This is a genomic window from Parviterribacter kavangonensis (genome assembly GCF_056863335.1).
The window spans coordinates 1,446,123-1,463,775 of sequence record NZ_JBXPJA010000001.1 but is presented as its reverse complement, the minus strand read 5'-3'; the positions used below and the strand labels follow the sequence as shown (position 1 = coordinate 1,463,775).

Below are 17,653 nucleotides of genomic sequence, written 5' to 3'. Positions count from 1 at the left end.
CCGCCTGGCGCGCGGCGCCCGGAGGTTCCTCCAAGACGGACTAGGCTCGCGCCCATGGCTGCGACGACGAGCGCCCGCCCGCATGCGACGCCGCTCGGGCTCGGTGAGCTCGACCTGGCGCTGAGCCCGCGCGGGGAGGAGGTGCGCGACCGCGTCGCCGCCTTCCTCGACGAGCGGGTGATGCCGGTCGAGCGGGAGCTGTCCGCATCGATGGACGCCCTCGACGGCCCCGAGCCGTTCTCGCCGCTGATGGCCGAACTGCGCGCCGCCGCACGCGCCGATGGGCTGTGGAACCTCTTCCTCGCCGACGACGAGCGCGGCGCCGGGCTGTCGATCGTCGACTACGGGCACGTCTGCGAGCTGCTCGGCCGCTCGTCGTGGGCGCCGATGGTCTTCAACTGCAACTTCCCGGACACCGGGAACATGGAGATCCTGCTCGAGCACGCGAGCGCGGAGCAGCGCGCGTGGTGGACGGAGCCGCTCGTCGCCGGCGACATCCGCACGTGCTTCGCGATGACCGAGCCCGACGTGGCCAGCAGCGACCCCACCGCGCTGGCGACGACCGCCGAGCTGCGCGACGGCTCGTGGGTCATCAACGGCCGCAAGTGGTTCATCAGCTACGCGATCGGCTCGGCGGTCTGCCTGACCGTCGCGAAGACCGACCCGGACGCCGAGCCGCACCGGCGCTTCAGCCTCATCGGCGTCCCGATCGGCACGCCGGGACTCGAGATCGTCCGCCGCGTCCCGATCTTCGGCCACGCCGCGGGGCCGGGGCACTGCGAGCTCGTCTTCGAGGACTGCCGGGTGCCGGAGGATCACCTGGTGGCGGAGCGGGGGATGGGGTTCGCGCTCGCGCAGGCGCGGCTCGGGCCCGGTCGCATCCATCACTGCATGCGTGCGCTGGGGATGGCGGAGCGGGCGATCGAGCTGGCGGCCGAGCGCGCGTTGATCCGGCCGCTGAAGGACGGCGTGCTCGCCGACGCGCAGCTCGTGCGCGACTTCCTCGCCGAGTCGCGGATCGAGCTGGACGCGGCGCGGCTGCTCGTGCTGCGCGCGGCACGGACGATGGACCTCCACGGCAAGGACCGCGCGTATCGCGACATCTCGATCGCGAAGGTCTTCACCGCCCAGCGCGCGCAGGCGATCATCGACCGCGCGATGCAGGTGCACGGCGCGCTCGGCGTCTCGGACGACACGGTCCTGCCCGAGCTGTTCGTCAACGTTCGCGGGCTGCTGCGCATCGGCGACGGGCCGGACGAGGTCCACAAGCTCACCGTCGCGAAGCAGGAGCTGCGCCGCTGGGATCCGACCGTCCGCTGATGGGCGCGGTCGACCCGGCCGCCGCCGGCGCGGTGCTGGCCGAGGCGGGGGAGCGGGTGCGCCCGGAGGACGTCCTCGTCGAGCCGCTGCCCGGCGGCGCGTTGCGCGAGACCTTCGTCCTGCGCTGCGGCGAGCGCCGCTGGGTCCTCAAGCGCGACCCCCTCGACGACCTCGAGCCGTGGTCGTCCCGCGAGCGGGAGTTCCGCGCCGGCCGCGCGGCGTTCGAGGCCGGCGTCCCGGTCGCCCACCCCGTCGCCTTCGAGCCCGCGGGAGGACGTTGCGAGACCGCCGCGCTCATCACCGACTGGGTCGAAGGGACCTCCAGCCCCCGGCGAGTCCTCGCCCGCGCGGGCGAAGACGACGCGGGCGTCCTCCTCCGCGACATCGGCCGCGCGGTCGGGAGGCTCGCGAAAGTCGACGTGGACGCCGCCTTCGGCGACGCGCACAGCGACGTCTCCGCCGAGCCCGGCGACGCCTTCGCCGCCATCATCCGCGGCTTCTCCGCCGAGCTCGACGAGCTCGCGCCGGCGCGGCCGGTTCTCGCGCTGGCGTTGCGGTGGCTCGAGCTCCACCCGCCGCCTCCTCGGCCGGCGGTCCTCGCGCACGGCGATCTTCGCGTCGGCAATGTGATGGTCGGTGACGACGGCCGCCTCGTCGCGCTCATCGACTGGGAGTTCGCGCGGGTGGGAGACCCGGCGACCGACCTCGGCTTCTTCTGCCTGCGGCCGTGGCGCTACGGCAACGACGACCGTCGGGCGGGTGGGTTGGGCGGCGTGGCGCCGCTGCTGGAGGGCTACGCCGAGACGGCGCCGGAGCCGCTCGACGAGGCGCGGCTTCACGCCGGCGAGGTCGCCGCCCAGCTGTGGTGGGGGCTCTACTGCCTGCGCCACTCGCGGGCGTACCTCGACGGGCGCCACCGCTCCCTCGAGCGGCTCGTGCTCGGCCGCCGGATCGCCGAGGTCGAGTGGGACCTGCTGGAGCTGATCGGATGACGGGCGACCACCCGGACGCGCACGAGCTGGCCTCCGCGCTCGAGGCCGAGCTGCGCGCGCTCGCCGCCGAGGCGCCGCGGGAGCTGCGCATGAGGCTGCTCGTCGCCGCTCACGCCGCCGGTCTCCTGGCGCGCGAAGAGGCGTCGGAAGGCGCGTCCGACGGGGTCGGCGTGACGACTTCGGAGGACGCGGCTCTCGCCGCCGCGATCCGCGCCGGCGACCAAGACGACGACATCTCCGCCGTCGCGGCGCGCCTTCGCGACGAGGTCGCTGCGCGGCTCGCGATCGATTCGCCCGGCTACGGCCGCTAGCGCACGCCGAGCACGGCGAGCTGCGCGGCGACCAGCTCGTCCTCGAGCGCGGGCAGCTCGGCGCCGCGCCCCGCCGCGATCCGCGCGCTGCAGACCTCGTGGACGAGACCGGTGGCTGCCTCGAAGGCGAGAGGGGACGGCTCGGGCCAGTCGTCCTCGCGGTTCAGCGAGTGCCACCGCTCGACCGTGCGCGCGAACGCCTCCCGGCACGTCCGGTGCCGGGAGACGGCGGCCGGCCCGGCGGCGAGCATCTCGAGGCAGAACGTCCGGGCGTAGGGCTCCTCGAACGCGAGGAAGTCGAGGTGAGCGCCGGTGCCCGCGCGCAGCTGCTCGACGGCATCGTCTCCGCGGGCGCCGGCCGCGGCCGAGGCGCGCACGACGTGCTCGAGGTTCGCGGTGCTCCCGACGTCGTAGGCCGCCACGAAGCACGCCTCCTTGTCGGCGAACAGCTCGTAGAACGTCTTCTTCGACACGCCCGCGCGATCGGTGATCCGGGCGACGGTGGCGGCCGCGTAGCCGTGCTCGGCGAGCCAGCATCACGCCGTGGATCAGCCGCTGGCGCTGCGACGCCTCGACGAGCTCCCGCGGAAGCCCGGTGTAGCCGCTCGGCAGCGCCGGGATCTCCGCCGCGAAGACGGAGGTCCGATCAGTCGTGCGCGCCACGGGCCGTGCAGGGGTGGATGACCGAGCGCCGCGTGAACGTGCGGCCGCCGACGTGCGCCCTGATGCGGACGACGACGGCGCGCTTCGACTGCCCGCGGAACGAGACCGTCAGCCGGCGACCGCGCACCTTCGCCGCGCGCCGCTTCCCGTCGACGCGCAGCCGGACGTGGCGCGCGCCGCGCGGCAGCGTGTAGGTGACCGCCCGGCGGCTCGCGCACGCCGTGCCCTTCGCGGCCGACGGCGTCGCATCCAGCTCGAACGCCCCGATGTCGCACCCCGCACCCTGCGGACGAGCCGTCCCGCGCTGGTCGGCCTTCGGGCAGCCCTCGCTGGCGCCCCCGTCGATCGCCGGGCTGCCGGGCAGCAGCGCCAGCGTCCGCGTCGGGCCGCCGTTGCCGGCCAGCGAGCCGAGCCGCGGGTCGGTCTTCGGCCGGTCGCCCGCCGCGCCGAGGAAGCAGCTGCCATCCGTGTCGAGGTTGTGGCCGCGCGAGACGAACTCCACCTGGTTCGTCCGGCAGTTCGCGGCACCGGCGTCGCTCGTGTTCCCGGCGATGATCGTGTTGAGCAGCAGCTCCTTGCCGACCGGCAGCTCCTCCGACAGCGGCGCGTAGCCCTGCCCGGCGCCGATCCCGCCGCCGCCCTTCACCGCGTGGTTGCGGGAGATCGTGGAGTTGATGATCGTGAGGTCGGCCCCGCCGCGGTGGTCGATGCCGCCGCCGTACCCGGAGATCTCGTCGACCGCCGGGATGACGACACCGACGGGCTTGCGCTGGATCCCATCCGAGGCCTGCGTCAGCAACGTGTTGCCGGTGATCGTCGTGTTGACGATCGTGCCGCCGTGGTCGATGCGCAGGCCGCCGCCCTCGTAGGCGCGGTTGTTCGCGATCAGGCTGTCGCGGATCACCGGCATCGTGCCGGGGATGCTGAACATCCCGCCGCCGCCGTCGGCAGTGTTGCCGACGAGCTCGACGCGGTCGAGCGTGATGGCGCCCTTGTTGAGGATCCCGCCGCCGAGATCGATCTCCTGGCTGTTCCCGGCCGTCGAGTCGCCGCCGGTGATCGTCAAGTCCGAGACCCCGGTCGCGGCGGTGCCGTCCGTCTCGAAGAAGCGGTCGATCCCGCCGCCGTCGAGGATCGTGACCCCGACGCCGGCGCCCCGCACCGTGATGTTCGCGTTGAGGTCGATGTCGCCGTTCCCCGCGTCCATGTCCGCTGCGCTGCCGGCCTGAGGGACGGGCGGGATGGTGAGGCGGTAGCGGCCCGCGGGCACGGTGATCCTGCTGTTCCCGCCCGCCGCGTTCGCCTCCTGAACCGCGGCCCGCAGCGTGCAGGCGCCGCTCGCGGCTTCGCTCGCGCATGTGCCGTCGCCGATGGCGGCGTCGACGCCGTCAGCCGGCGAGCTGACGGTGAAGTCCGCGCCCTGCGCGGCGGCCGGAGCGAGCAGCACGGCACCGACGACGACCAGCACGACCTTGCGATGACCCATGGACGCTCCCGTGAACGCTCCAGTTTCCGGTGGGAACCGTACCGTTCATCTGCGCATGGTGCGCTGCCACGTGTCGAGGTACGCCTCGGCCGACCCGAACAGCGCGTCGAGCGCCGCCCGGCCGCGCGGCTGGCGCGCCGTCAGAGCGAGCAGGTCCGGCAGCAGCCCGTAGTGCGCCATGCCGTCCTCGTTGAGATCGAAGGTGCGCTCGCCCGTGCGCTGGCGGCCGAAGCGGATCCGGCCGTCGAACGAGCGGAACGGGTACGCGAGCGGGTGCTGCGGGTCGGCGGCGGGCAGCGACGCGAAGCCGCCGGTGTCGGTCGACAGCCCGGGGTGGGTGAACCCGGTCGCGGCGTAGCCGAGCACCTTGTCCGGCAGCGCCGTCGCTGCGTCGAGCGTCGCCGAGGCGAACCCGCCGACCGCGCGCAGCTGGCGCAGCTCGGGCTCCACCCAGGCGCCGCCCGTTCCCGTGTGGCTCGAGACGAGCGGGTACCCACGCTGCTGCGCGAGGTCGAGCACGCGGTCGCGCGCGAGCTCGCTCAGGTGGTCGACCTCGATGAGCATGTGCTGGTCCATCAGCCGGCCGACCGCGTACTCGCCGAGCTCGGTCAGCCCGCGCTGGTTGCACTGCTTGCCCGCCACGCCGCCGCTGCCCGCCGGCTCCTCGCCCTGACCGGGGTGCGGGCAGGCGCCGGTGGTGAACGGCTGGCCCGTGTGCGACGTCTGCATCGCCGCGATGAACGTGCCCTTGTCGCCGCCCTCGAGCGCCGCGCCCGCGAGCGCGTTGTCGACCCAGTGCGCGACGAAGAGGCTCCGGATGCCGAGCCCCTTGAGGTGCGCGATGCCGCGGTCGATCTTCGCCCGGTCGCACTGCGCGACGCCGGCCTTCAGGTCGCAGCCGAACGGGTTCGAGGACTCGAAGCCGAGGACGGCCGCGAGCTTGCCCGCCCGGATGACGCGCCGCGCGGCCGCGGGCGTCGTGACGATCCGGAACCAGCCGCGCCCCGGCCCGCCGGCCTGCGCGTCGACGTAGTCCTGCAGGCCGCGCAGGCGCTCCACCTGCAGCTCGGCCGTCTCGGTCTCGTCGCACGAGTGCGACTTGCGCGGCTCGATGTCGCACAGCGGCGTGTCCTCGACGACCATCGCGCCGACGAGCCGCAACCCGCCGAGCCAGGCGCGCTGCAGCCAGCGGTAGTAGGCCTGGTGGTGCGTGTAGGTGTCGGTCGTCGGCCAGCCCTTGAACGTCGGCCAGCCGTGCGTGTCGTGGGTGCCGACGGGATTGCCGGTGCGTAGGAGGTTGCCGGTGATGTCGTCCGCGCCGTTCTCGCCGTGGACGTCCTCGTCGTTGCCGAGCGCCTCGGTGATCCCGAAGCGGTCGTAGGTCGAGCCTGAGATGACGAGCCCGCCCGCGCGCAGCTCGGCGGCCAGGTGCACGTGCGGGTCCGCGATGCCGACCACGTCGCCCGTCTGCGGGCCGGTGAACGCGTCGCCGGTGGCGTTCAGCTCCGCCTCCGGGTAGGCGCGGCAGCCGGTCGATCGCTTGACGCGCAGCAGCGTGCGGTCGCGGGTGGTGGAGAGGGGGCCGAGCTTCAGCCAGCGCTTCGTGGCGACGGAGCGGATGCCCATGCCCTTGCGCCCGAAGCTCCGCAGCGCCCATTCGACCGAGGCATCCGGGTCGCTCGCGCGCGTGACCGCGCCCGCGGGCGTGACGGCGAGCAGCTTCGCGTCGCGGCCGTGGAGCATCACGCGCCCGAGGCCCGTCGGCTTGACGAACAGCTTCAGCGATCCGACGGCGATGCAGCGGTTCGCCGCCTTCGCGGGGGTGAGCGGGCGGGCGTCGGCGGAGGCCGGGGCGGCGGTCGCGACGATCGCGATCAGGGCGGCGAGGAGCGGGCGGAAGCGCATGGCGCGCGGACGGTACCGAGACCCGCGGCCAGCTGGAACACGGACCGGTCTTCATGCTCGCGCGGGGTGGGCAGGCCTCCCGGCATGGCCACAGAGCAGCAGCAGCAGGACGTGATCGCGATCCTCGAGCAGGACCACCGCGAGGTCGAGGAGATGTTCCGCGAGCTCGAGTCCCTGCGCGGGGCGTCGACCGAGGCGGATCAGAAGCGGCGCAAGGAGCTGACCGAGCAGGTGACGATCGAGCTCGTCCGCCACTCGGTCGCCGAGGAGGTGCTCGTCTACCCGCGCGTCGAGGCGAAGGTCAGCAAGGAGGAGGCGAAGCACGCCCGCGAGGAGCACGCCGAGGCGGAGGAGACGCTCGCGCGCCTGGAGAAGCTCGATGCCGACGATCCCGCCTTCGACGACCAGCTCGCCGAGCTGATGAAGGAGATCCGGCACCACATCGAGGACGAGGAAGGGCAGATGTTCGTCCACATGCGGCAGGTGATCGAGGAGGACGAGCTGCGCCGCCTCGGCACGGCGGTCGAGGGGTTCAAGAAGGTCGCCCCGACCCGCCCGCATCCGAACGTCCCGAACGAGACGCTGCCGCGCCTCGCCGCCGGCCCGGCCGCGTCGCTGTTCGACCGGCTGCGCGACCTCGCGAGCGGCCGCGGGACCGACAGCTGAGCTACGCCACCGCGACCGGCTCGGCCACGAGCCGGTCGTAGGTGTCGAGCGCGTCCAGCACGCAGTCGGGCAGCTGCTGGACGCGTCCGCCGCGGACGAACGCGAGCAGGTCGGCGTCGTCCGACGGCGGCTTCGTGAACCGCCGCGTCCGGGCGACGAGGAGCACGGGGCACGAGGCGCACCGCGGGTTCGACCTGCAGCACTTCGCCTTCACGCGCCGGTGCCCCCGGTAGGGTCGGTCTCCAAGAGCGACGCGAGGAGCGGACCTGCATGCTGTCGGAGCGTTTCGTCGAGGCCCTGAACGCCCAGATCGGGCGCGAGTTCGCGGCCGCCCACCAGTACGTCGCGATCGGCGCTTACTACGCGGCCGAGACGTTCCCGCAGGCGTCGGCGTTCTTCTACGGGCAGGCCGAGGAAGAGCGCGAGCACGCGATGAAGATGGTCAACTACCTCCTCGACCGCGACGCCAAGGTCGACTTCGGCGCCGTCGAGGGGCCGCGCAACCAGTTCGGCGACCACGTCGAGCCGATCTCGCTGGCGCTCGAGCAGGAGAAGCGCGTCACGGTCCAGATCAACGAGCTCTTCTCGATCGCCCGCGAGACCCGCGACTTCCAGAGCGAGCAGTTCCTCCAGTGGTTCCTGGAGGAGCAGGTCGAGGAGGAGGCGAGCATGAACGACCTGCTCACCGTCGCGGAACGGACGCGGCAGATCCCGATGCTGCTCGAGGACTACCTCGCTCGGGACACGCCGGGAGACCGTCCGGCCGACTGAGAGAGCGATCGCGGGCACGGGCCTCAGTTCAGTCGCGCCCGCAGGGTCAGCGTTTCGTCGCGCGCCGCCGCGCTCAGCCGCTCGTCGAGCGGCAGCGCGAGACGCAGCTCGGATGCGGTCAGCGCGCTGGCGAGGTCGCCCGTGCGCACCGCGGCATCGAGCAGCTCGCGCAGCAGCGTGAACGCGGTCTGGTGGCCGCAGCGCCACGGGAGCGACCTGTCGTCGGCCGTCCGCACCCGCGCCTTCGCGACGTCGACGACCAGCGGCCCCGGAGTTGCGCGATGGGCCGGGAGCAGGTCGAGCCCATCGCCGACGAGGTGCACGGGGAGGCCGGCGCGCTGCGCGGCCTCGCACAGGACGACGCCGATGGCGGCGGGGTGCCCGCGCCGTCGCCTCAGCACGCTGTCGACGAGGAGATCGTCGACGGTGGCCGACAGCTTCGATCGCTCGAAGGTGCCGGCGAGCTGCGCGACGGCTTGCAGCTGATCCGCCGACCGGTCGGCGGCGTGAGGAGCGAGCTGGTCTCGTAGCTCGTCGAGGGCCGCCTCCGCCGTCGGCTCGTCGACCGGCCGCAGCTCGGCGGCGAGCGCCAGTGCGAGCGAGCACGGCTGGGGGCAGCCGACCGAGACCTGCAGCGAGAAGGGGAGGAGCGTCACGCTTAGGGCACCCTAACAACTCCGTCCCGGCAAGTCGGGATTGATGGTACTGTCCGGCGCCGCCCAACGAGTTAGGGCACCCTAATACGACCTCGGGAGACCGCATGACCCAGCTGCTCAGAGCGGCCAGCTTCGCCCTGCTCGCCCTCGCCTGCACCGCCTTCGCGGCGTGCGGGAGCGACGACTCGACCACCTCCGCGACCGCGAGCTCCGGCGCTTCGTCCGGCGCGTTCCCGGTGACCGTGGAGCACAAGTTCGGCGCCACCGAGGTGCCGGCCGAGCCGAAGCGCGTCGTCACCGTCGGCTACACGGACCAGGACGCGGTGCTTGCGCTCGGCGTCGTGCCGGTCGGCGTCGGCGACTTCCTCGGCGGCTACGACTGGCGTAAGCGGCCGTGGGCGCAGGATGCGCTCGACGGCGCGCAGCCGAAGGTCGTCGGCGGGCAGCAGATCGACTTCGAGGCGGTCGCCGCGCAGCGGCCGGACCTGATCTTCGCCATCAACGCCGGTCTGAAGAAGGGCGACTACGAGCGGCTCTCGCGGATCGCCCCGACCGTCGCGCAGTCCGGCGACTACATCGACTTCGGGATGCCGTGGGACGAGCAGACGCTGCTCGCCGGCCGTGCGCTCGGTCGCGAGGAGCGGGCGCGCGAGGTCGTCCGCGACGTCGAGGAGAAGTTCCGCCGCGCCCGCGAGGAGCACCCCGAGCTGGCCGGCAAGTCGGCGGTGCTCGCCTACGGCGGCCCGGACGGCTACGGCGCGTACGCGACGCAGGACACGCGCAGCCGCTTCCTAACGGACCTCGGGCTGGAGGTCTCCGACGAGTTCGACCGGCTCGCGAAGGGCAGCTTCTACGTGCAGCTCAGCCAGGAGCGCCTCGACTTGATCGACCGGGACGTCGTGCTGATGTACGGGCCGGAGAAGACGATCAAGCGCAACCCGGTCGCGGGCCGCCTCAGCGCCGTCCGCGAGGACCGTGTCGTCTACCTCGACCTGACCGACCAGTTCGCGGGGGCGCTCGGGTTCTCGAGCGCGCTGAGCCTGCCGTGGCTGCTCGACCAGGCGGTGCCGCAGCTCGCAGCGGCCGCCGACGGCGACCGCGCGACGCGCGTCAGCCAGCCGCAGTGATCGCGCCGCGGCGCAGCCGGGTGCACGAGACGCTCGACCGGGTCGGCGCCGAGGCGCCGGCCGGGGCGCTCTCGGTCGCCGTCGAGGCGCTGCCGTGCCGCGGCGACGGCTGGCACCGCCTCGACCGGCTCGCCGCGGATCCGGATCGGGTGGAGGAGCTCGCACGCGGCGTCGCCGCGCGGTGGCGCACCGAGCGGCTCGACATCGGCGGTGCCGCCCTGCTGAGCGAGCTCGCGTTCGTGGTCCTGTTGAGGGTGGCGACGGCGGCGGTCGCCGGCGGCTGCGCTCCGCGTCTGCGCGGCGACCTCGTCGCGGTGCGCGTCGGTGACGAGGGCTGGATCGACCGCGTCGCCTTCGGCGCGACCATCAGCGCCACGCCCGGCCGCGACGATCTGCTGGCCTCCGTGCTGCACGAGTTCGAGTCGCTGCACGCGCCGCTCGTGGACCACGTGCACGCGCGCTGCCGGCGGCCGCGGCGCGCGCTGTGGCGCCACGCGGGCGACGCCGTGGCCGAGGCGTTCCTCTACGCGGGCGAGGTGCTTGGCGACCGGCGGGCCGCGTGGGACTGGGGGGAGCGGGCGGTCGCGCTCGCGCCCGAGCGCCTCCGCGCACGCACGGGCTACCGCGTGTTCACGGGGCAGGGGATCGAGCAGGCCGGGCGCGTGCGCGGCCAGTGCTGCCTGCACTACCGCACCGGCGGGGCGACCTACTGCTTCGGCTGCCCGCTCAAGGGCGACGACCACCGCGACGCGATGCTCGCCGAGCTGGCGGCGCTGCGGGAGGTCGCGTGACCGCCACGCTGCGCGCCGGCGGCCTGCTCGCGCTCGCCGTCGCGATCGTCGCCGCGTGCGGCGCGTCGCTTGCGATCGGCTCGCGCTCGATCCCGCTGCGCGAGGTCCTCGACGCGCTGTTCGCGCCCGACGGCTCGGAGGCGCACGTGATCGTCAGCGACCTGCGCGTGCCGCGGACGGTCATGGCAGTGGTCGTCGGGCTCGCGCTCGGTACGTCGGGTGCGCTGCTGCAGGGCCTGACGCGCAACCCGCTCGCCGATCCGGGCCTGCTCGGCGTCAACGCGGGCGCTTCGCTGGCCGTGGTGCTGGCGATCTTCGCCTTCGGCATCACCAGCGCGGGCGCGTACGTGTGGTGGGCGCTCTTCGGCGGCCTCGGCGCTGCGGCGCTCGTCTACGCGCTCGGCTCGGGCGGCCGCGAGGGCGCGACCCCGATCCGCCTCGCCCTCGCCGGAGCGGTCGTCGCGTCGCTGCTGTTCGCCCTGACCTCGGCGGTCCTGCTGGTCGACGCGCGCACGCTCGACCAGTTCCGCTTCTGGGTCGCCGGATCGCTCGACGGCCGCGACCTCTCCGTGCTCGCCGGGGCGGTGCCCCTGCTGGTCGCCGGCGGCGCGGCCGCGCTGGTGGGCGCGCGGTGGCTGAACGCGCTGGCGCTCGGCGACGACCTCGCGCGGGCGCTCGGGCAGCGCGTGGGCGTCGTGCGGGCGGTCGTGGCGTTCGGCGGCGTCGCGCTGGCCGCCGCTTCGGTGGCGGTCGCCGGGCCCATCGCGTTCGTCGGGCTCGTCGCTCCGCATCTCGCCCGCGGCGTCACCGGAGCCGACCACCGCTGGCTGATCCCGTACGCCGCGGCCGTAGGTGCGCTGCTGCTGCTCGTCGCCGACACCATCGGCCGCGTCGTCGCGCGGCCGGGGGAGGTCGAGGTCGGCGTGCTCTGCGCCGTGATCGGCGCGCCGGTCTTCATCGCGCTCGTCCGCCGCCGGAGGCTCGCGCTGTGAGCGCCGCCCGGATCACCCTCCGCGGGCCCGGTCTCGCGGTCCGCGTGGCGCCGCGCGCGCTCGTCGTCGGCGCCGTCCTGCTCGTCGCCGTGCTCGCCACGCTCGTCGCCGGCGTCGCGGCCGGCGAGTTCACGATCCCGGTCGGCGAGATGGTCGCGACGCTGCTAGGCGGCGGCGACCGCGCGACGCAGTTCGTCGTCCTCGACCTCCGCCTCCCGCGTGCGCTCGCCGGGATCCTGGTCGGCCTCGCGCTCGGGATGTCCGGCGCCATCTTCCAGGACCTCTCGCGCAACGCGCTGGTCGCGCCCGACGTCATCGGCATCACGGCCGGCGCCGGGTTCGCCGGCGTGGCGATGCTCGTCTTCGGCGGCGCCTCGTCGGGCCTCGTCCCGTTCGCCGCGCTCGCGGGCGGCCTGGCCACGGCGGCGCTCGTCTACGCGCTCGCGTGGCGCGGCGGCCTGCAGGGGTTCCGGCTCGTCCTCGTCGGCGTCGGCGTGACGGCGGTGCTGAACGCCGGCACGAGCTACCTGCTGACGAAGGGCGAGATCTTCGAGGTCCAGCGGGCGACGGTGTGGCTCGTCGGGTCGGTCCACGGACGCGGGTGGGAGCACGTCGTCCCGCTCGCGGTCGCGCTGACCGTGCTGGCGCCCGCCGCGCTCCTGCTCAGCCGGTCGCTCGAGGCGCTGCAGCTGGGCGACGAGCTGGCGACGACGCTCGGTGTCCGGGTCGAGCGCTCGCGCGCGATGCTCGTGCTCGTCGCAGTCGGCCTCGCCGCGTTCGCGGTGGCGGCCGCCGGGCCGGTCGCCTTCGTCGCGTTCATCGCGCCCCATCTCGCGCGCCGTCTCGTGCCGGGCATCGGCCCGGCGGCGCTGCTGCCGCTGGCGGGGCTCGCCGGCGCGCTCATGGTGGTGGGCGCCGACACCGCCACGCGGCTGGTGCTTGCTCCGACCGAGCTGCCGGTCGGGATCGTCACGACCGTCCTCGCCGCACCGTTCTTCCTGCTTCTCCTGCACCGCGCCAACCGACTCGGAGCCACCGGATGACCGCTCTCCTCGAGGCCGAGCGCCTCCACCTCGCCTACGACGACCGCACCGTCGTGCACGACCTCGACCTGCACGTGCCCGCGGGCCGGGTGACGGCGATCGTCGGCGCGAACGCGTGCGGCAAGTCGACGCTGCTGCGTGCGCTCGGCCGGCTGCTGAAGCCGCGCGGCGGCACGGTGCTGCTCGACGGGCAGGAGCTCGCTCGCCTGCCCACCAAGCAGGTCGCGCGGCGGCTCGGCCTGCTGCCGCAGTCGCCGACGGCACCGGATGGGCTGACCGTCGAGGACCTCGTCGCGCGCGGCCGGCATCCGCACCAGCGGCTGCTCAAGCGCTGGACGACGGAGGACCAGCGGCTCGTGGACGAGGCGCTCGCCGCGACGGGGACCGCCGAGCTGCGCGACCGCCCGATCGACGAGCTCTCCGGCGGCCAGCGCCAGCGGGCGTGGATCGCCATGGCGCTCGCCCAGGACACCGAGCTGCTCCTCCTCGACGAGCCGACGACGTACCTCGACCTCGCGCACCAGCTCGAGGTGCTCGACCTGCTCGCCGAGCTCAACGAGACGCGCGGCCGCACGATCGTGATGGTGCTCCACGACCTGAGCCAGGCGTGCCGCTACGCGGACCACCTCGTCGCCCTGCGCGACGGCCGCATCCACGCCGCGGGCCCGCCGGCCGAGGTGGTCGACGCGGCGCTCGTCGAAGCGGTCTTCGGCGTCCGCTGCCACGTCTGCCCGTGCCCGGTGAGCGGCACGCCGCTGTGCCTGCCGCTCGCGCGGCGCGCGCGCGTGCCCGCAGGGAGTTGACGAGGCTTGGTGCGCCCTTTGCCAACGCTTTCCGGAGCGACGGCCACACTGGTCGCCATGAAGAAGACGCTCACCACCGTCACCGCACTTGCCGCCTTCGCCGTTCCCGCCGCGGTCGCGCCGGCCGCTCAGGCCCGGGAGTTCGAGGGCACCGTCGTCGCCGTCAACCGCGACGCCCGCACGTTCAGCCTTCGCGACGAGGGGGTCACCGTGCGCATCAAGGTCACGAGCGCGACCCGGTACAAGAGGCTCTCCGGCTTCTCGGCGATCAAGGTCGGCCGCAAGGACCTCGAGGCGATCGCGACGCGCAAGAACGGGCGCTGGGTCGCCTCGCTCGTCGAGCGGTCGGGCCGCAGCGGCGGCGACGACGACCGGGGCGGCGACGACGACTGACCCGGCTCAGCGGCGGCAGCGCCGGTAGGTCCGCGCCGAGCGGAGCTTCCGGCCGTCGCCCGTCGTCACCGCGATCACGACGCGCATCCGGGTGCCGCGCATCCGCAGTCGGATCGGGTCGTCGGCCTTAGTGCCCCGTCGCAGCAGCACACGGCGTCCGTTCACGCGCACTTCGGTGCGGGTGAACGTGACGCCCGCCGGCTTGTGCGGCCGGAACGTGATGCGGTGGCCGCGGCGCCGGCAGCGCGTCGCCGACGGCGTGCGGAACGGGGCGAACGCGGTGGCCCCGGTGGGCGTGCCCGTCGTCCCCGGCGTGCCAGTGGTCCCGGTGGTGCCGGGCGTCCCGGTCGTCGTTGGCGCGGCGGCGTCGTTCGCTCCGATCGTCACCGTCGACGTGTCCGGTGCGGCGATCGCCGCGTCGCCGGCGGCCTCGCTGAGGGCGACGGTGAAGCTCTCGGCGCCCTCGGTCGCGGCGTCGTCGGTGACCGGGATCTCGACGGTCCTCGTCGTCTCGCCGGGCGCGAAGGAGACGACGCTGTCGACGCCGGCGAAGTCCTGCCCCGCCGCTGCCGTGCCGTCGGCGGTCCGCACGCGGACGCTCGCGGGCCCGCCGGGCGCGGCCGTCGACCGGGTGATCGTGAGCGCCGCCGTCGCGCCCTCGGCGGCATCGAGCGCCGCGGCGCTCCAGCTCACGCCGAGCTTGGCGCGCGTCGTGATCGCGAGCTGGTACGGCAGCGTCGTGTAGCCGCCCTCGCCGTTGGCGTCGTCGTGCATCCACAGCTTCCAGTCGCCCTGCGGGTCGGTGCCGTCGAAGACCGAGAGGGACGACCCGTACGGCGCCGCCGGCGCGGGAGCGGGCAGCGAGTCGCCGGGCTCGTGGTCGGTCGGCCGGAAGGTCTGCACGATGCTGCCGCATGTCGGGCCGCTCGTCCCGATCGAGCCCGCCGCCGCCTCGTCGTCGTAGAACCACTGGTAGCCCGTCACCTCGAGGGCGGTGCACGCGTCGGACATGAGCATGACCGTCTGCCCCTGCGGGCCCTGGAGCATGAGATCGAGGTCGCCAACCCGCGCGTGCGAGATCCCGCGCACGTTCACGTTGACGTCGCTGATGACCTGCCCGGCGACGCCGGCCTGCGAGACGACGTGCGGATAGGGCGACGCGGGGCCGCTCGTGCCCGCGGCCGGCAGCGCCACGAGGTGCGGGCCCGTCGTGAGGACGAGGCTCCATCCGCCGGTCATCGCGCCGGTCGCCCCGGCGGCGTCGTCGCGGATGAAGAGCCCCCAGTCGGTGAGCGGGTTGCGCCCGTCGAAGGTCGACAGGGTCGTGGGCGGGTCGTTCGGCACCGGCGAGCCGAAGACGTCGCCCGTCCCGGCGTTGCTCGGCTGGTAGCGCGTCTCGTTGCACGTGCCCGCGTCGGACATCGGCGCGGCGTCCTCGTCGTCGAACGTCCACGTGTAGTCGGCGACGTCGGTGATGCCGCAGACGTCGGACATGACGAGCACGTAGTTGCCGCCGATCAGGCCGGGGTGCCGCGCGACGACGACGTCGAGGTCGTCGGGGTTCGTGTGCGTCACGCCGTTGAGGCGCACGTCCACGTCGGTGATCGGTCCCCAGATGTTCGCCGGCGCGACGAGCATGGGGAACGGGAACACGTTGCCCATCGTGTCGTCCGCGTTCGACGGGATCGTCACCGCCTCCCCATCGGTGAACGTCGTCGGACCGGCGCCCTCGGCGGTGGCCGGCGCCAGCGCCGTGAGGACGAGCACGAGGACCGCGAGCCACCGAGACATGGAGCGACACTACGCCCGTCCCGGGGCGGTATGCAAAGCACGCGCCCGCGGGCGCGCCGTCCTGTCCTACGAGCGGCGGCGCCGGATGAGCACGAGCAGCAGGACGACCCCGGCGGCGATCGCCGCCGCCTGCTTCGGGTTCCGCTTCGCCTTCTCCGGCGTCTGGCGGATGGTCGCCTGCGCCTCCTCGACCCGTTCGCGCGCGTGCTCCTTCGTCTCGTCGACCTTGTCGCGCACCTGCGCCTTGACGTCGGCCTTCGCGGCCAGCGCTTCGACCGTGTCTCCGAGCTGCTCGCGCGTCTGCTCGATCTCCTCGCGCAACCGTTCCTTCTCGTCGGGAACGTGCGCGCCGCCTTCGGTCTTGGGGATGTCAGCGCTCATCCGTGCTTCGCCCGCGCCTTCACCGTCTCGACGGCCTGCTTCGTCGTCTGGATCGTCTCCTCGGGCGCGGCAGGACCGACCTGCTCGACCTTCTTCTTCCCGCTGAGCGCGAGGACGCCGGCGATCAGGAAGAGCGCCGCCGTCACGACGAGGGCCGCGATCCACGCGTCCATGACGAACTCCGCGAGCACCAGCACGATCGTCACGATCAGCGCCGCCCCGCCGTAGAACGCCATCACCCCGGCGCCGCCGAACAGGCCCGCGCCGACACCGGCGCGCTTGCCCTTCTCGGTCATCTCCAGCCGCGCGAGCTCGAGCTCCTTCCGCACGAGCGTGCTCGTCTGCTGCGAGAGCTCCTGCACCAGCTCGCTCACGGGCCGATTGCCGTTGGTCGGTGTGTCAGCCATGAGGACCGTGTTCCCGGTGCTGTGCGGGGGAAACGGGGAATGGCGCAGCAGGTCGGTTGCCGAACAGGCGGGCGCCCGGGTAGTGCGGCGCCATGGCGAGCGGGCAGCAGAGCCTCTTCGGGGACCCGGAGCCGGACGAGCCGGCCGGAGCGTCGGCGCCGGAGGGGCTTCGGTACGTGCCCGACTTCATCACCCTCGACGAGGAGGGCCAGCTGATCGACGCGCTCGAGCGGATCGAGTACCGCACGGTCGAGATGCGCGGCCAGGTCGCCAAGCGGACCGTCCGGCACTTCGGGCTCGACTACGGCTACCAGTCCGGCGATCTCGTCGAGACGAACCCGCTGCCGGAGCCGCTGGCCTGGCTGCGCGACCGCTCCGCCGCGCTCATCGACCGCGATCCGGGCGAACTCCGGCAGATCCTCGTCTCGAGGTATCCCGCGGGCGCGGGCATCGGCTGGCACCGGGACGCACCGATGTTCGGGACACGGATCGCCGGTGTGTCGGTCCGTTCGCCCTGCCGGATGCGCTTCCAGCGGACGCTCAAGGGCCGGCCGCGCGAGACCTACGCGCTCGAGCTCGCGCCGCGCTCGGCGTACGTGCTCGACGGCCCCGCCCGCTGGTCGTGGCAGCACTCGATCCCGGCGACGAAGGACCTGCGGTACTCGATCACCTTCCGGACGCTCCGACGCGACGGCGCCTAGCCGCCGGGACGATCGCCCAGCCAGTACCGGGGGCCCGGGCCGCGCTGCGCGGCGCGGTCGCCGGGATTGGCGAGCTTGCAGCGCTCGAGCGACAGGCAGCCGCACCCGATGCACTCGGTCAGGCCGGCCCGGAGGCGCTCGAGCTCGGCGATGCGGTCGTCGATCCGCGCGCTCCAGCCGCGGGAGAGGCGGGACCAGTCGCGCTTGGTGGGGGCGCGGTCGGCGGGGAGCTTGGCGAGCTCGCCGGCGATCTCGTCGAGCGTCAGGCCGACGCGCTGGGCGAAGACGATGAACGCGATCCGCCGCAGGACCGAACGCGGGTAGCGGCGGTGGCCCGAGCCGGCGCGCTCGGATGCGATGAGCCCGCGGTCCTCGTAGAAGCGCAGCGCGGACGACGCGACGCCGCTGCGCCGGGAGACGTCGGTGATCGTGAGGAGCTCGGCCACGTCGCTTG

Annotated in this window: 20 protein-coding genes and 1 pseudogene; 12 read left to right on the top strand and 9 right to left on the bottom strand. The window is 73.9% G+C overall.

Annotated features, from left to right (window positions below; genetic code table 11):
• Positions 1-54 precede the first annotated feature (54 nt).
• From AC1UE4_RS07520 to AC1UE4_RS07510, 3 genes are read left to right on the top strand one after another with little or no spacing between them, the layout of a single operon-like run.
• The gene (locus tag AC1UE4_RS07520) at positions 55-1,320 is read left to right on the top strand and encodes an acyl-CoA dehydrogenase family protein (protein ID WP_482916603.1); all 1,266 of its coding nucleotides are present in this window, start codon (positions 55-57) and stop codon (positions 1,318-1,320) included.
• Positions 1,320-2,312: a phosphotransferase family protein gene (locus tag AC1UE4_RS07515; RefSeq protein WP_482916602.1), complete on the top strand. Its 993-nt coding sequence runs from the start codon at positions 1,320-1,322 to the stop codon at positions 2,310-2,312. The genes AC1UE4_RS07520 and AC1UE4_RS07515 overlap by 1 nt, the downstream gene beginning before the upstream one ends.
• Positions 2,309-2,623 (top strand): DUF6285 domain-containing protein, encoded by a 315-nt coding sequence (locus AC1UE4_RS07510; RefSeq protein ID WP_482916601.1) that lies wholly within the window; start codon positions 2,309-2,311, stop codon positions 2,621-2,623. Before AC1UE4_RS07515 ends, AC1UE4_RS07510 begins: the two co-directional genes overlap by 4 nt.
• On the opposite strand, the pseudogene AC1UE4_RS07505 reads toward AC1UE4_RS07510, so the two are convergent.
• The 3 genes and pseudogenes from AC1UE4_RS07505 to AC1UE4_RS07495 all read right to left on the bottom strand — a co-directional run.
• A pseudogene (locus AC1UE4_RS07505) lies at positions 2,620-3,141 on the bottom strand (TetR/AcrR family transcriptional regulator); the annotation flags it as partial. The gene AC1UE4_RS07510 and the pseudogene AC1UE4_RS07505 sit on opposite strands and share 4 nt — an antisense overlap.
• Positions 3,142-3,269: 128 nt before the next feature.
• The gene (locus AC1UE4_RS07500; protein ID WP_482916600.1) at positions 3,270-4,772 is read right to left on the bottom strand and encodes a choice-of-anchor Q domain-containing protein; all 1,503 of its coding nucleotides are present in this window, start codon (positions 4,770-4,772) and stop codon (positions 3,270-3,272) included.
• A 45-nt stretch (positions 4,773-4,817) separates the two neighbouring features.
• Positions 4,818-6,677, bottom strand: coding sequence for a Coagulation factor 5/8 type domain-containing protein (locus AC1UE4_RS07495; protein ID WP_482916599.1), 1,860 nt, complete (start codon positions 6,675-6,677; stop codon positions 4,818-4,820).
• Positions 6,678-6,761: 84 nt separating this feature from the next.
• On the opposite strand from AC1UE4_RS07495, the gene AC1UE4_RS07490 reads away from it, so the two are divergent.
• The gene (locus tag AC1UE4_RS07490; protein ID WP_482916598.1) at positions 6,762-7,343 is read left to right on the top strand and encodes a hemerythrin domain-containing protein; all 582 of its coding nucleotides are present in this window, start codon (positions 6,762-6,764) and stop codon (positions 7,341-7,343) included.
• Between the two features lies 1 nt (position 7,344).
• On the opposite strand, the gene AC1UE4_RS07485 is transcribed toward AC1UE4_RS07490, so the two are convergent.
• Entirely contained in the window at positions 7,345-7,509 is a 165-nt protein-coding gene (locus AC1UE4_RS07485; protein ID WP_482916597.1) for a hypothetical protein, read from the bottom strand.
• Positions 7,510-7,613: 104 nt separating this feature from the next.
• On the opposite strand from AC1UE4_RS07485, the gene AC1UE4_RS07480 reads away from it, so the two are divergent.
• Positions 7,614-8,114, top strand: a complete 501-nt coding sequence (locus AC1UE4_RS07480) for a ferritin (protein WP_482916596.1) — start codon at positions 7,614-7,616, stop codon at positions 8,112-8,114.
• Between the two features lie 23 nt (positions 8,115-8,137).
• Here the strand turns inward: AC1UE4_RS07480 and AC1UE4_RS07475 are convergent, their stop codons facing one another.
• Positions 8,138-8,770 carry a transglutaminase family protein gene (locus tag AC1UE4_RS07475; RefSeq protein ID WP_482916595.1) on the bottom strand — a complete coding sequence of 211 codons (633 nt, stop codon included), beginning with the start codon at positions 8,768-8,770 and terminating at the stop codon, positions 8,138-8,140.
• Between the two features lie 104 nt (positions 8,771-8,874).
• Here AC1UE4_RS07475 and AC1UE4_RS07470 point away from each other — a divergent pair, with 104 nt between their 5' ends.
• Genes AC1UE4_RS07470 through AC1UE4_RS07445 form a run of 6 tightly spaced genes read left to right on the top strand, consistent with a single transcriptional unit; the run spans position 8,875 to position 13,919 of the window.
• Complete coding sequence (locus AC1UE4_RS07470; protein WP_482916594.1) at positions 8,875-9,897, top strand: iron-siderophore ABC transporter substrate-binding protein; 1,023 nt, start codon at positions 8,875-8,877, stop codon at positions 9,895-9,897.
• Positions 9,894-10,688: a hypothetical protein gene (locus AC1UE4_RS07465; protein ID WP_482916593.1), complete on the top strand. Its 795-nt coding sequence runs from the start codon at positions 9,894-9,896 to the stop codon at positions 10,686-10,688. Before AC1UE4_RS07470 ends, AC1UE4_RS07465 begins: the two co-directional genes overlap by 4 nt.
• Entirely contained in the window at positions 10,685-11,680 is a 996-nt protein-coding gene (locus tag AC1UE4_RS07460) for a FecCD family ABC transporter permease (protein ID WP_482916592.1), read from the top strand. Before AC1UE4_RS07465 ends, AC1UE4_RS07460 begins: the two co-directional genes overlap by 4 nt.
• Positions 11,677-12,723: a FecCD family ABC transporter permease gene (locus AC1UE4_RS07455; RefSeq protein ID WP_482916591.1), complete on the top strand. Its 1,047-nt coding sequence runs from the start codon at positions 11,677-11,679 to the stop codon at positions 12,721-12,723. The genes AC1UE4_RS07460 and AC1UE4_RS07455 overlap by 4 nt, the downstream gene beginning before the upstream one ends.
• Positions 12,720-13,526 (top strand): ABC transporter ATP-binding protein, encoded by an 807-nt coding sequence (locus AC1UE4_RS07450; protein ID WP_482916590.1) that lies wholly within the window; start codon positions 12,720-12,722, stop codon positions 13,524-13,526. Before AC1UE4_RS07455 ends, AC1UE4_RS07450 begins: the two co-directional genes overlap by 4 nt.
• A 57-nt stretch (positions 13,527-13,583) precedes the next feature.
• Positions 13,584-13,919, top strand: a complete 336-nt coding sequence (locus AC1UE4_RS07445) for a hypothetical protein (protein ID WP_482916589.1) — start codon at positions 13,584-13,586, stop codon at positions 13,917-13,919.
• A gap of 6 nt (positions 13,920-13,925) precedes the next feature.
• On the opposite strand, the gene AC1UE4_RS07440 is transcribed toward AC1UE4_RS07445, so the two are convergent.
• From AC1UE4_RS07440 to AC1UE4_RS07430, 3 genes are all read right to left on the bottom strand, one after another.
• Complete coding sequence (locus AC1UE4_RS07440) at positions 13,926-15,710, bottom strand: Calx-beta domain-containing protein (protein WP_482916588.1); 1,785 nt, start codon at positions 15,708-15,710, stop codon at positions 13,926-13,928.
• A 66-nt stretch (positions 15,711-15,776) separates the two neighbouring features.
• Entirely contained in the window at positions 15,777-16,091 is a 315-nt protein-coding gene (locus AC1UE4_RS07435; protein WP_482916587.1) for a DUF3618 domain-containing protein, read from the bottom strand.
• Positions 16,088-16,498: a phage holin family protein gene (locus tag AC1UE4_RS07430; protein ID WP_482916586.1), complete on the bottom strand. Its 411-nt coding sequence runs from the start codon at positions 16,496-16,498 to the stop codon at positions 16,088-16,090. The genes AC1UE4_RS07435 and AC1UE4_RS07430 overlap by 4 nt, the downstream gene beginning before the upstream one ends.
• 92 nt (positions 16,499-16,590) lie before the next feature.
• On the opposite strand from AC1UE4_RS07430, the gene AC1UE4_RS07425 reads away from it, so the two are divergent.
• Complete coding sequence (locus AC1UE4_RS07425) at positions 16,591-17,199, top strand: alpha-ketoglutarate-dependent dioxygenase AlkB (RefSeq protein WP_482916585.1); 609 nt, start codon at positions 16,591-16,593, stop codon at positions 17,197-17,199.
• On the opposite strand, the gene soxR is transcribed toward AC1UE4_RS07425, so the two are convergent.
• On the bottom strand, positions 17,196-17,645 hold the full coding sequence (soxR, locus tag AC1UE4_RS07420) for a redox-sensitive transcriptional activator SoxR (RefSeq protein WP_482916584.1): 450 nt from the start codon (positions 17,643-17,645) through the stop codon (positions 17,196-17,198). The two genes, AC1UE4_RS07425 and soxR, sit on opposite strands and share 4 nt — an antisense overlap.
• Between the last annotated feature and the right edge of the window lie 8 nt (positions 17,646-17,653).

Excerpts from the sequence above, each read along its gene's own strand:
- AC1UE4_RS07490 (WP_482916598.1), top strand. The coding sequence starts at position 6,762 with ATGGCCACAGAGCAGCAGCAGCAGGACGTGATCGCGATCCTCGAGCAG.
- AC1UE4_RS07435 (WP_482916587.1), bottom strand. The coding sequence starts at position 16,091 with ATGAGCGCTGACATCCCCAAGACCGAAGGCGGCGCGCACGTTCCCGAC.
- AC1UE4_RS07430 (WP_482916586.1), bottom strand. The coding sequence starts at position 16,498 with ATGGCTGACACACCGACCAACGGCAATCGGCCCGTGAGCGAGCTGGTG.
- AC1UE4_RS07500 (WP_482916600.1), bottom strand. The coding sequence starts at position 4,772 with ATGGGTCATCGCAAGGTCGTGCTGGTCGTCGTCGGTGCCGTGCTGCTC.
- AC1UE4_RS07480 (WP_482916596.1), top strand. The coding sequence starts at position 7,614 with ATGCTGTCGGAGCGTTTCGTCGAGGCCCTGAACGCCCAGATCGGGCGC.
- AC1UE4_RS07515 (WP_482916602.1), top strand. The coding sequence starts at position 1,320 with ATGGGCGCGGTCGACCCGGCCGCCGCCGGCGCGGTGCTGGCCGAGGCG.
- AC1UE4_RS07520 (WP_482916603.1), top strand. The coding sequence starts at position 55 with ATGGCTGCGACGACGAGCGCCCGCCCGCATGCGACGCCGCTCGGGCTC.
- AC1UE4_RS07510 (WP_482916601.1), top strand. The coding sequence starts at position 2,309 with ATGACGGGCGACCACCCGGACGCGCACGAGCTGGCCTCCGCGCTCGAG.
- AC1UE4_RS07470 (WP_482916594.1), top strand. The coding sequence starts at position 8,875 with ATGACCCAGCTGCTCAGAGCGGCCAGCTTCGCCCTGCTCGCCCTCGCC.
- AC1UE4_RS07445 (WP_482916589.1), top strand. The coding sequence starts at position 13,584 with ATGAAGAAGACGCTCACCACCGTCACCGCACTTGCCGCCTTCGCCGTT.
- AC1UE4_RS07425 (WP_482916585.1), top strand. The coding sequence starts at position 16,591 with ATGGCGAGCGGGCAGCAGAGCCTCTTCGGGGACCCGGAGCCGGACGAG.
- AC1UE4_RS07495 (WP_482916599.1), bottom strand. The coding sequence starts at position 6,677 with ATGCGCTTCCGCCCGCTCCTCGCCGCCCTGATCGCGATCGTCGCGACC.
- AC1UE4_RS07440 (WP_482916588.1), bottom strand. The coding sequence starts at position 15,710 with ATGTCTCGGTGGCTCGCGGTCCTCGTGCTCGTCCTCACGGCGCTGGCG.
- AC1UE4_RS07450 (WP_482916590.1), top strand. The coding sequence starts at position 12,720 with ATGACCGCTCTCCTCGAGGCCGAGCGCCTCCACCTCGCCTACGACGAC.